The organism is Streptococcus oralis SK610, from assembly GCF_000257455.1.
In the GTDB taxonomy this organism is placed as follows: Bacteria; Bacillota; Bacilli; order Lactobacillales; family Streptococcaceae; genus Streptococcus; species Streptococcus oralis_CB.
In genome coordinates this window covers 42,313-54,835 of the sequence record NZ_AJKQ01000001.1, presented here as the reverse complement: position 1 = coordinate 54,835, position 12,523 = coordinate 42,313, and the positions used below count along the sequence as shown (strand labels likewise).

Genomic DNA, 12,523 nt, shown 5'->3' with positions numbered 1-12,523 from the left:
GCGCTTACTTTTTATTTTATTAGGAGGATAAGATGAAAGATCTATTTTTTGAAAAACGTTGCCGTTACAGTATTCGAAAGCTGTCAATCGGGGCTTGTTCCTTGATGATTGGTTCAGCTTTATTTGCGAGTCCAGCTCTTGCCGAACAGGTCGCTGTCCCTGAAACAGCTGCTAATACGAGAGCTCAAGCGACAAGTGCGAGTGAAACTGCTAATCCAGACACTGCAGCTATCGAAAAACAATTAGAGGAAACCGAAAACAAAGTAGCTGAGCAACCCATTTCAGAAAACACTCCAGCAATAACGGATATGGTTAATGAAAAAGAAGAAGCGAAGCCAGCTCCGACAGAAAAAGTTGAAGAAACTGCTCAACCAACTGAAAAAGAGGAAGTTAAACCAGAGGCGGTTCCTCAAGTAGTTGACAATAAAGCCGACAAACCAAGTTTAGCAGACGTTCCTAAAAATGAAGAGAAGAGTCTCCGACCAAAAGAAATCAAGTTTGATACATGGGAGGATTTGTTGAAATGGGAACCGGGTGCGCGTGAGGATGATCCCATTAACCGTTCATCAGTTGAACTGGCTAAGCGCCATAGAGGCCAGTTGGTCAATGAAAAAGCAAGCAGAAGAGCCAAGGTTCAAACTCTAGCAAATACCAACTCAAAGGCCAAAGACCACGCTTCTGTTGGTGGAGAAGAATTCAAGGCCTATGCTTTTGACTACTGGCAATACTTAGATTCAATGGTCTTCTGGGAAGGTCTAGTTCCAACTCCAGATGTCATTGATGCCGGTCACCGCAACGGAGTTCCCGTTTATGGAACCCTCTTTTTCAACTGGTCAAATAGCATTGCCGACCAAGAGAAATTTGCCGCTGCCTTGAAACAAGATGAGGATGGCACCTTCCCTATCGCAAGAAAACTTGTCGATCTTGCTAACTACTATGGTTTTGATGGCTATTTCATCAACCAGGAAACAACAGGGGAATTGGTAGCACCTCTTGGTGAAAAAATGCGCCAATTCATGCTCTATACAAAAGAATACGCAGCCAAAGTCAACCACCCAATCAAGTATGCTTGGTACGATGCTATGACCTACAAATATGGCCGTTACCACGAAGATGGTCTAGGTGATTACAACTACCAGTTTATGCAAAAAGAAGGTGACAAGGTCCCTGCAGATCAATTCTTTGCTAACTTCAACTGGAACAAGGAAAAGAATGATCACTCCGTAGAGATGGCCAAATGGCTAGAGCGTAGCCAATATGATGTCTTTGCAGGCTTGGAATTGCAACAAGGTGGTTCTTATAAAACCAAAGTCAACTGGGATGCTCTTTTAGATGAAAATGGCAAGTTGCGTTTGTCACTTGGACTCTTTGCGCCAGATACGATTACCAGTCTAGGAAAAACAGGCGAAGACTACCATAAGAACGAAGACATCTTCTTTACAGGTTACCAAGGAGATCCAACGGCTCAAAAACCAGCAGACAAAGAGTGGTATGGGATTGCCAATTTAGTTGCTGACCGTACACCAGCAGTGGGCCGGACCTTCACGACCTCCTTTAATACAGGTCATGGTAGAAAATGGTTTGTAGACGGTAAAGTTTCTAAGGATTCTGAGTGGAACTACCGTTCTGTTTCTGGTGTCTTGCCAACATGGCGCTGGTGGCAGACTTCAACGGGGGAAAAACTTCGTGCAGAATATGACTTTACAGATGCCTACAATGGCGGAAACTCCCTTAAATTCTCAGGTGATGTAGCTGGTAAGACGGACCAGGATGTGAATTTGTATTCTACCAAACTAGAAGTAACTGAGAAAACCAAACTTCGGGTTGCCCACAAGGGAGGAAAAGGCTCCAAAGTTTATATGGCTTTCTCTACAACACCAGACTACAAATTTGAGGATGCAGCCGCATGGAAAGAACTGACTCTTTCTGACAACTGGACAAATGAAGAAATTGACCTTAGCTCACTAGCAGGTAAAACCATCTATGCAGTCAAACTCTTCTTCGAGCATGAAGGAGCTGTAAAAGATTATCAGTTTAACCTAGGTCAATTAACCATTTCAGATAATCACCAAGCACCACAAGCGCCGACGGGGCTTTCTGTTGTGAAACAATCTCTCAAGAATTCCCAAGAAGCTGAAGCAGTGGTTCAATTTTCGGGTAACCAAGATGCGGATTTCTATGAAGTCTACGAAAAAGATGGGGATAACTGGCGCTTATTGACAGGTTCATCTGCTTCAACCATCTACTTGCCAAAAGTTAGCCGTTCTGCTAATGCGACTGGTAGGACTCAGGAATTGAAAGTCGTTGCAGTTGGTAAAAATGGCCTCCGTTCCGAAGCTGCGACGGCATCCTTTAACTGGGGGATGACAGTTCAGGATACAACTCTCCCAAGACCTTTAGCTGAAAATATTGTTCCAGGTGCAAAGGTTATCGGTAGCACTTTCCAAAATACTGAAGGTGGAGAAGGCATCGAAGGCATGTTGAACGGTACCATTACTAGCTTGTCAGATAAGTGGTCTTCAGCTCAGTTGAGCGGTAGTGTGGATATTCGCTTGACCAAGCCACGTACCGTTGTTAGATGGGTCATGGATCATGCGGGAGCTGGTGGTGAGTCTGTCAACGACGGTTTGATGAACACCAAAGACTTTGATCTTTATTATAAAGATGCAGATGGTGAGTGGAAACTAGCTAAGGAAGTCCGTGGCAACAAAGCACACGTGACAGATATCACTCTTGACAAACCAATCACTGCCCAAGACTGGCGCCTAAAAGTTATCACTTCAGATAATGGGACACCTTGGAAGGCCATTCGTATCTACAACTGGAAGATGTACGAAACCTTGGACACAGAAAGTCAAAATATTCCAATGGCTAAGGTAGCTGCCCGTTCACTTGGAAACCATCAAGTTCAACTTGGTTTCTCTGATGTTCCAGCTGGTGCAACTATCACCGTTTACGACAAGGCAGATTCACAAACACCGATTGCAACCTTGAAGTCTGAAACTGGAGGAGACTTGGCAACAGCACCATTGGGCTTTGACAAGCAACCAACTCTCCTCTACTATCGTACCCAACTACCTGGCAAAGAAATCAGTAACACCTTGGCAGTAGCGATTCCACAGGATGAGAGAAAAATTTCTGCAGTTAGTCTTGAAAAAGGGCCTAAGAAGACGGTTTACAAAGAGGGAGAAAAACTGGACCTTAGAGGCGGAACCCTCCGTGTTCAATACGAAGGGGGGCAAGCAGACGAGCTGATTAACCTTACTCACTCAGGTGTGACTGTTTCTGGCTACAACGCTCATCAAAAAGGGGAACAAAAGCTCACAGTTAGCTATCTTGGACTTCCAGTAAGCGGTGACTTGAAGGTACAAGTGACTGGTCAAGATGAAGGAAAACCAAAGGAAGTAGCAGGTCTGTACGTTACTCAGAAACCGAAAACGGACTATCTAGTAGGAGAGCAACTGGATCTTGCAGAAGGGCGCTTCGGCGTTCTCTATGATGATGAGACAGAAGAAAGCCATGCCTTCACAGATCAAGGTGTTGAAATTACGGGCTACGATGCTCAAAAGACTGGTCGTCAGACCTTGACCCTTCATTACAAGGGACACACAGCTGAGTTCGATGTCTTGGTTTCTCCAAAAGCAGCTGTCAACGACGAGTACCTCAAACAAGAAATTACTGCTGCCCAAGGCCGTCAGTCAACCCTTGCCTACACCTTCTCAAGCGAGGACAAACAAGCAGCACTAGTAGAGAAGCTCACTGCAGCCAAAGCTGTAGCAGAAAACCATAATGCTAGCCAAGAAGAAGTCAATCGGGCTTTGAATGAGTTGAAACAAGCAGGGACAGCCTTGGATGGAAATCAACGTTATCAGACTGCTAGAGAAGAGTTGGAAGGCTTGCTCGAATCCGTCCGTGAAAAAGATTCTAAAGCTGAGTTGATTGAACAAGCAGAAGCTTTATTATCTTCACAAACGCCAACTCCTCAAGCTTTTGCGGAAATGAAAGAAAAGATGAATAAGAAACTAGCTCCTGCAGAAGAAAGTCACCATGTTGGAAGCGTGGATCCTAATGAAGTAGCTCCAACTATTGAGGTCCTCCCTGAACTAGTTATTGAAACTGAAACAACAGCCTTTGAACGTCAGGAGCGACCAAACGCCGAACTTCTCAAAGGACAACGCCGTGTTGTGCAAGCAGGAGTTGAAGGCCAAGTTCGTCGTTTTGTAGAAGTAGATACCAAAGGCAAACGCACTCTTCGTTCGACTGAGGTAGTCAAGGAAACAATCCCAGAAATCACTGAAGTTGGTACAAAAGTTCTATCAAGTAACCAACCAGCTGAAGGTGTGAAAGATTTAGTTCTAGAAACTCCGAAACTGGAAATTGAAGAGGGGACAGTTTCCTTCGAACGTCAGGAACGACCAAATGCAGCCCTTCTCAAAGGACAACGCCAGCTAATTCAAGCAGGTGTGGAAGGTCAAGTTCGTCGCTTTGTAGAAGTTGATGGTCAGGGCAAACGCACTCTTCATTCTACAGAGGTTCTCAAGGAAGCTCTTCCAGAAATTGTCGAAGTAGGAACGAAAGAAGAGCAGGTCTTACAAACAAGGGATCAAGCTCTTTCAGCAGCACCAGCAAAAGTTGAAGAAACAAGCAGAGAGTTGCCAAATACGGGAGCGACAAGAGATGCTAGTCTAGTAGCGCTGGGACTTCTCGGAGTAATGAGTGGCTACGGCTTGCTTGCTGGAAAGAAGAGAGAAGACTAATCGGATTTACGAATCTTGGATTTTCTCATAAAAATAAAAAAACAAGGTTTGACTGTAGATTAGTCAGGCCTTGTTTTTAGTTTTGAAATTGAAGAGTAAATTTGAAGCTAGATTCTTGTTATTCAATTCCTTGGATAAATTTTTGGAAACGATAAGTGTCGAAATAAATATTGGATGCAACTAATTTATCAAATTCATCAAATTTCAGAAATTCTGCGACATCCAGTTCGAGTTCTCTTCCTTGAGGAGAATGTAGACGGTAGCGATTTAAAGCTGAGACTGTTCGACCATCAACAAGTAATTGCTTCACTTCAAGATGCTGGCTCAAAGCATAGAATTGGCCTGCGCCTTGCAAATAAATATCACGTCCTTGTCGAATTTCTACACTATCGCACATGCCATAATCAAAGTTTTCAGCTACGAAATCTTCCCAGCCTCCCTCATTTACTGCCGTAAAATAGCTTTCTGCAAGTGTTTTTGTATCCATTTGGAACCTCCTATAATATAATTGGGCTTTGATGAATATCACGAAATATTTTGCCCACTTAAGAGTATACAAAAGGAAATATGACTACAGGTTGTCATATTGCTGAAGATTTTTTTTGAGAGTACTGACCAGTAGATTTTGTAAGTGACTTGGAGATACGACCTTTACTTGATAACCAAAGCTTAAGAGTAAATCAAAAAATGCAGGAGTTAAAGCTCTGAATGCCTGAACTTTTATTATTTCGTCCTCGACTCTGATTTCTTCTTCCGTGAAGTGATCGTAGATTTTTGGGAGTGCAAATCTTGTAAAAACTAGTTCGATTTCTTCTCTTTGCCCCTCCACTTTATGTTTTGGGGGATTTAAAAAAAGCTCTAACTTTTCTTGAGATAAACGTGGATAATCGAATGGTTTATCTTTTATCTCCACTGGTTCTAGTTCACGAATTCGAGTTAATTTAAAAATACGAAAATCTAATTTTTCTAAGCAGTAACCGATAACATACCAAGCATTCAGTTTATAGATCAATCTGTATGGGATAATTGTTCGCTGACTTTTCTCCTGTTTTTTCGAATAGTAAGAAAAAGAAATCATCTGTTCAGTTTGTATCGCTTCCTCAATTTCTAGTAAATAATTTGTATTAAGAGTCCAGGAACTGAGATCAAAGTAAAAAGGACTGTTTGCTCTTGTAATTTCTTGAGAAGACAGCTTGTGTTCGATACTGTCAAGACTTGAATGACCAACGATTTTACTAACATTTTGGCTCATATTAATGATAAACTGTCTCTCCTCCTCAGTGAAAAAGTTTCTGTCTATCTTATAGTCGCTTGGTATATAGAAACCTCCCTTATCTCCACGTTCCGAATAGATTGGGATCCCCGCTAAACTGAGTGTATCCATGTCTCTATATACAGTTCGAGTAGATATTTCAAACCTCTCTGCAATCTCTTTAGCTGTTATTCTCTTCTTATTTAAAAGAGACAGTAAAATATAGATTAGTCTTTCTAATTTCATGGTAGCAATTCCCCTTCTTTTAATCTCAAATAGCACAAACTGAAGAAACTATTTTAGTTATATTGTATAATAAGAAGCCTAGCAATTCAAAAAGAAGGACTGTAGAATTTAGAATATTAAGGATTAAAATCTTAGAAAAAGGATAGTGTAGAAGTAATTAGGCAGAGCAATCAAGAAATTTGCCTAAATTATTCCAACCGAATTATGTGAAGATTGCTATTTCCCACACTGCAATCCTAGGTTTTTAGGTTAATAAATAGAAGAAAGAACAAGAAAAGTTTAGGGTTTTTCTATCTCTTTTGCTGATTTTGTGATATAATTAACACGTATAAAAAAAGAAGGAGTCATATCTAATGGCAAAATTGACTGTTAAAGACGTTGACTTGAAAGGGAAAAAAGTTCTCGTTCGTGTTGACTTCAACGTACCTGTTAAAGATGGCGTGATTACCAATGACAACCGTATCACTGCAGCTCTTCCAACTATCAAGTACATCCTTGAACAAGGTGGACGTGCAATCCTCTTCTCTCACCTTGGACGTGTAAAAGAAGAAGCAGACAAAGAAGGTAAATCACTTGCTCCTGTAGCTGCTGACTTGGCTGCTAAATTGGGACAAGAAGTTAAATTTATCCCAGGTGTTACACGTGGTGCTGAATTGGAAGCCGCTGTTAACGCTCTTGAAGATGGACAAGTTCTCTTGGTTGAAAACACTCGTTTCGAAGATGTTGATGGCAAGAAAGAATCTAAAAACGATTCTGAACTTGGTAAATACTGGGCATCACTTGGAGATGGTATTTTCGTAAACGATGCATTTGGTACAGCTCACCGTGCACACGCATCTAACGTTGGTATCTCAGCAAACGTTGAAAAAGCAGTTGCTGGATTCCTTCTTGAAAACGAAATTGCCTACATCCAAGAAGCAGTTGAAGCTCCAGAACGTCCATTCGTGGCTATCCTTGGTGGTTCAAAAGTTTCAGACAAGATCGGTGTTATCGAAAACTTGCTTGAAAAAGCTGATAAAGTTCTTATCGGTGGTGGGATGACTTACACATTCTACAAAGCACAAGGTATCGAAATCGGTAACTCACTTGTAGAAGAAGACAAATTGGATGTTGCGAAAGCTCTTCTTGAAAAAGCAAACGGTAAATTGATCTTGCCAGTTGACTCAAAAGAAGCAAACGCATTTGCTGACTACACTGAAGTGAAAGACACTGAAGGTGAAGCAGTTGATCCAGGTTTCCTTGGTTTGGATATCGGTCCAAAATCAATTGCTAAATTCGACGAAGCTTTGACTGGTGCCAAAACAGTTGTATGGAACGGACCTATGGGTGTATTTGAAAACCCTGACTTCCAAGCTGGTACAATCGGTGTCATGGATGCTATCGTGAAACAACCAGGTGTTAAATCAATCATCGGTGGTGGTGACTCAGCTGCCGCAGCCATCAACCTTGGCCGTGCAGACAAGTTCTCATGGATCTCTACTGGTGGTGGAGCATCAATGGAACTTCTTGAAGGTAAAGTTCTTCCAGGATTGGCAGCTTTGACTGAAAAATAAATAGTTTAACTAAAAGAAGATGGTGTGACCATCTTCTTTTTAATTTAATTTATAAATATGTAGAATTATTCTATAAATAAAAAGAAAAAAGAGTAAATATTTGCATCCTGCCTTGTAAAGTGATAGTATAAGAAGTAACGACTAAATTTAGATAAGGAAAGGGATTAAAATGAAAAATAAAAAAGAAGTCTATGGATTTCGTAAAAGCAAAGTTGCGAAAACTTTGTGTGGTGCTGTTTTAGGAACTGCTTTAATTGCTTTTGCAGACAAAGCAGTATTTGCTGATGAAGTTACAGAGACAACTAGTACAAGTACAGTTGAGGTAGCTACTACAGGAAACCCAGCCACAAATCTACCTGAAGCTCAGGGGGAAATGAGCCAAGTTGCCAAAGAAAGCCAAGCCAAGGCTGGTTCTAAAGACTCAGCTTTGCCAGTAGAAGTATCATCAACTGATTTGGATAAAGCAGTTGATGATGCAAAATCTGCAGGAGTTAAGGTAGTTCAAGATGAAACAAAAGACAAAGGAACAGCCACAACTGCTACAGAGAATACTCAAAAACAAGATGAGATTAAAAGCGACTATGCTAAACAGGCTGAAGAAGTAAAGACAACAACTGAAGCATATAAAAAGGAAGTCGCAGCTCATCAGGCTGAAACAGATAAAGTCAATGCTGAAAACAAAGCAGCGGATGACAAGTATCAAAAAGATCTAAAAAGTCATCAAGAAGAAGTTGAAAAAATCAACACTGCCAATGCAACAGCTAAAGCAGAATATGAAGCTAAGCTAGCACAATATCAAAAAGATTTAGCAACTGTCAAAAAAGCAAATGAAGATAGCCAACAGGATTATCAAAATAAACTTTCAGCTTACCAGACAGAATTAGCTCGAGTACAAAAAGCTAATGCGGAAGCTAAAGAGGCTTATGATAAAGCAGTAAAGGAAAATACTGCAAAAAATGCAGCACTTCAAGCTGAAAATGAAGCGATTAAACAACGTAATGAAACTGCAAAAGCAACTTATGAAGCGGCGATGAAGCAGTATGAAGCAGATCTTGCAGCTATTAAGAAAGCCAAGGAAGATAATGATGCTGCTTATCAAGCTAAATTAGCAGCTTACCAGACAGAATTAGCTCGAGTACAAAAAGCTAATGCGGAAGCTAAAGCAGCCTATGAAAAAGCTGTTGAAGAAAATACAGCTAAAAACAATGCTATCCAAGCTGAAAATGAAGCGATTAAGCAACGTAACGCCACTGCAAAATCGAATTATGACGCAGCGGTGAAGAAATACGAAGCAGATTTGGCGGCAGTTAAGCAAGCAAATGCTACCAATGAAGCAGACTACCAAGCTAAGCTAGCCGAATACCAGACGGAATTAGCTCGCGTTCAAAAAGCTAATGCCGATGCAAAAGCAACTTACGAGAAGGCAGTTGAAGACAACAAGGCAAAAAATGCAGCGCTCCAAGCTGAAAACGAAGAAATCAAGCAACGCAATGCCGCCGCAAAAGCTGAATACGAAGCTAAAGTTGCGAAATATGAAGCAGATCTTGCCAAATATAAAAAAGAGTTGGCTGAGTATCCAGCTAAATTAAAGGCTTATGAAGATGAGCAGGCCCAAATTAAGGCAGCGCTTGTAGAACTTGAAAAGAATAAAGATCAAGATGGTTACTTATCTAAGCCATCTGCTCAGAGCTTGGTTTATGATTTAGAACCGAATGCCCAACTTGACCTCAAAACAGAAGGAAAACTTCTCACTGCAGCAGCAGTTGATGAAGCCTTTAAGAAAGACACAGTCCAATATGGCAAGAAAAATCTTCAGTTAGACAATCTAAATGTCAAGAACTTGGAAAACGGTGCTACCGCTTCTTCGGTGGAATTGTATGGTAATATTGGAGACAAATCTGACTGGACCACCAATGTAGGGAATAAAACAGAAGTTAAATGGGGCTCTGTTCTTCTAGAACGTGGGCAAAGCGTAACTGCAACTTATACCAACCTTCAAAATTCATACTACAATGGTAAAAAGATTTCCAAGATTGTTTACAAATATACTGTAGATCCTTCTTCTCAATTTAAAAATCCTAGTGGAAAAGTTTGGTTGGGAATCTTTAGTGACCCAACTTTGGGTGTCTTTGCTTCTGCTTACACTGGTGATGTTGAAAAAGGGACTTCAATTTTCATTAAAAATGAATTTACCTTCTATGATGAAAATGACCAACCAATTAATTTTGACAATGCCCTTCTTTCAGTAGCATCTCTAAATAGAGAAAATAATTCTATTGAGATGGCCAAGGATTACACTGGTAACTTTATTAAAATTTCCGGTTCATCTGTTGGAGAAAAAGACGGAAAGATTTATGCCACAGAAACCTTGAACTTTAAAAAAGACCAAGGTGGATCTCGTTGGACTATGTATCCAAATGGTCAACCTGGTTCAGGTTGGGATTCATCAGATGCTCCAAACTCTTGGTATGGTGCAGGAGCAATCAGCATGTCTGGTTCAACTAACCGTGTTACTGTTGGTGCCATTTCTGCGACCCTAGTAGTTCCTTCTGATCCAGTTATGGCGGTTGATACAGGTAAAAGACCAAACATCTGGTACTCACTCAATGGTAAGATTCGTGCCGTCAACGTTCCGAAAATTACTAAGGAAAAACCAACTCCGCCAGTAGAACCAACTGCACCACAAGCTCCAACTTATGAAGTAGAGAAACCACTGGAACCAGCTCCAGTAGTACCAAACTACGAAAATGAGCCAACTCCACCGGTAAAAACTCCAGATCAACCGGAGCCATCAAAACCAGAAGAGCCAACATATGAGACAGAAAAACCATTGGAACCGGCTCCAGTAGCACCAAGCTACGAAAATGAGCCAACTCCGCCGGTAAAAACTCCAGATCAACCAGAGCCATCAAAACCAGAAGAGCCAAACTATGATCCATTGCCAACTCCGCCGCTAGCACCAACTCCTAAGCAGTTGCCAACACCGCCAGCGGTGCCAACAGTTCACTTCCATTACAATCGTCTTTTTGCACAACCTCAGATTAATAAAGAAATTAAAAATGAGGATGGAGTAGATATCGATCGTACTCTCGTTGCTAAGCAGTCTGTAGTGAAGTTTGAGTTGAAAACAGAAGCGTTGACAGCTGGTCGTCCAAAAACAACTTCATTTGTATTGGTAGATCCACTTCCAACTGGCTATCAGTTTGATTTGGAAGCAACCAAGGCTGCAAGCAAAGGTTTTGAAACAAGCTATGATAAAGCTAGTCACACTGTAACCTTTAAGGCTACTGAGGAGACCTTGGTTGCTTTCAATGCGGATTTGACAAAATCCTTTGAGACTCTATATCCAACTGTTGTTGGTCGTGTCTTGAATGATGGGGCGACTTATACAAATAACTTTACATTGACAGTCAACGATGCCTACGGTGTCAAGTCAAACATTGTTCGTGTAACGACTCCAGGTAAACCAAATGATCCTGACAATCCAAATAACAACTACATCAAGCCTTTGAAAGTTAATAAGAACAAGCAAGGTGTGAATATTGATGGCAAAGAAGTTCTAGCTGGTTCAACGAACTACTATGAACTCACATGGGATTTGGACCAATACAAAGGAGATAAATCTTCTAAAGAAGCGATTCAAAATGGTTTCTACTATGTGGATGATTATCCAGAAGAAGCCTTAACCCTTCAACCAGAATTGGTTAAGATTCGTGATCTAGAGGGCAATCTTGTATCAGGTATCAGTGTTCAACAGTTTGATAGTTTAGAAGCTGCTCCTAAGAAAGTTCAGGACTTGTTGAAGAAAGCAAACATCACTGTTAAAGGTGCTTTCCAACTCTTCTCTGCTGATAATCCAGCCGAATTCTACAAGAACTATGTGGCAGCAGGAAAATCATTGCTAATCACAGATCCGATGACAGTTAAACCTGAATTTGGTCAAACGGGTGGTAAGTATGAAAACAAAGCCTACCAAATTGATTTTGGAAATGGCTATGCTACAGAAGTAGTTGTCAACAACGTACCGAAAATCACACCGAAAAAAGATGTGACAATCAGTATGGATCCAAGCAGTGACAATATTGATGGCCAAACTATTCCGTTGAACCAGTACTTCAATTATCGTTTAATCGGTGGTTTGATTCCACAAAATCATTCTGAGGACTTAAATGACTATAGTTTTGTAGATGATTATGACCAAAAAGGTGATCAATACACTGGAAACTATAAAGTTCTTGCCAAGGTTGATATCCGATTGAAAGACGGCCGTGTTATTAAGGCTGGGACAGATTTAACAGCTGAAACACAAGTTGAACATGATCAAGATAAGGGAATGATTACCATTCGCTTCAAGGAAGAATTCCTTCAAGAGATTCAGTTGGATTCTCCATTCCAGGCTGAGACTTATATTCAAATGAAACGAATTGCTGTCGGAACCTTTGAAAATACCTATGTAAATACTGTGAACAAAGTTGCTTATGCTTCAAATACAGTTCGCACGACAACGCCAGAACCTAAGAAACCAGAGGAGCCAACAACTCCTAATCCTAATCCAAATCCAAAAGGTAACCCTACTCTACCTCAAACAGGTACAAATGATTCAAGCTACATGCCGTATCTTGGTCTTGCAGCTTTAGTAGGAGTTTTAGGACTTGGTCAGTTGAAGCGTAAAGAAGACGAAAGCAAGTAAGCTCTGACAGTTAAATAGAAAAGAG

The 12,523-nt window shown here is 40.9% G+C and carries 5 protein-coding genes; 3 read left to right on the top strand and 2 right to left on the bottom strand.

Annotated features, from left to right (window positions below; all coding sequences use genetic code 11):
- Nucleotides 1-32 precede the first annotated feature (32 nt).
- Nucleotides 33-4,757: an endo-beta-N-acetylglucosaminidase gene (locus tag HMPREF1115_RS02595; RefSeq protein ID WP_000653737.1), complete on the top strand. Its 4,725-nt coding sequence runs from the start codon at nucleotides 33-35 to the stop codon at nucleotides 4,755-4,757.
- A gap of 118 nt (nucleotides 4,758-4,875) precedes the next feature.
- Here the strand turns inward: HMPREF1115_RS02595 and HMPREF1115_RS02590 are convergent, their stop codons facing one another.
- Together HMPREF1115_RS02590 and HMPREF1115_RS02585 are read right to left on the bottom strand one after the other, a co-directional pair.
- A complete protein-coding gene (locus HMPREF1115_RS02590; protein WP_002881853.1) occupies nucleotides 4,876-5,244 on the bottom strand; it encodes a hypothetical protein in 369 nt (122 codons plus the stop codon).
- Nucleotides 5,245-5,328: 84 nt separating this feature from the next.
- Nucleotides 5,329-6,255 (bottom strand): helix-turn-helix transcriptional regulator, encoded by a 927-nt coding sequence (locus HMPREF1115_RS02585; protein WP_000764445.1) that lies wholly within the window; start codon nucleotides 6,253-6,255, stop codon nucleotides 5,329-5,331.
- 353 nt (nucleotides 6,256-6,608) lie between these two features.
- On the opposite strand from HMPREF1115_RS02585, the gene HMPREF1115_RS02580 reads away from it, so the two are divergent.
- Both HMPREF1115_RS02580 and HMPREF1115_RS02575 read left to right on the top strand, forming a co-directional pair.
- On the top strand, nucleotides 6,609-7,808 hold the full coding sequence (locus tag HMPREF1115_RS02580) for a phosphoglycerate kinase (RefSeq protein ID WP_001096772.1): 1,200 nt from the start codon (nucleotides 6,609-6,611) through the stop codon (nucleotides 7,806-7,808).
- A 169-nt stretch (nucleotides 7,809-7,977) separates the two neighbouring features.
- Nucleotides 7,978-12,498, top strand: a complete 4,521-nt coding sequence (locus HMPREF1115_RS02575) for an antigen I/II family LPXTG-anchored adhesin (RefSeq protein ID WP_000791195.1) — start codon at nucleotides 7,978-7,980, stop codon at nucleotides 12,496-12,498.
- Nucleotides 12,499-12,523 lie beyond the last annotated feature (25 nt).

Bases quoted from the DNA above. Each gene is read 5' to 3' on its own strand.
- HMPREF1115_RS02595 (WP_000653737.1), top strand. From the start codon at position 33: ATGAAAGATCTATTTTTTGAAAAACGTTGCCGTTACAGTATTCGAAAG.
- HMPREF1115_RS02590 (WP_002881853.1), bottom strand. From the start codon at position 5,244: ATGGATACAAAAACACTTGCAGAAAGCTATTTTACGGCAGTAAATGAG.
- HMPREF1115_RS02585 (WP_000764445.1), bottom strand. From the start codon at position 6,255: ATGAAATTAGAAAGACTAATCTATATTTTACTGTCTCTTTTAAATAAG.
- HMPREF1115_RS02580 (WP_001096772.1), top strand. From the start codon at position 6,609: ATGGCAAAATTGACTGTTAAAGACGTTGACTTGAAAGGGAAAAAAGTT.
- HMPREF1115_RS02575 (WP_000791195.1), top strand. From the start codon at position 7,978: ATGAAAAATAAAAAAGAAGTCTATGGATTTCGTAAAAGCAAAGTTGCG.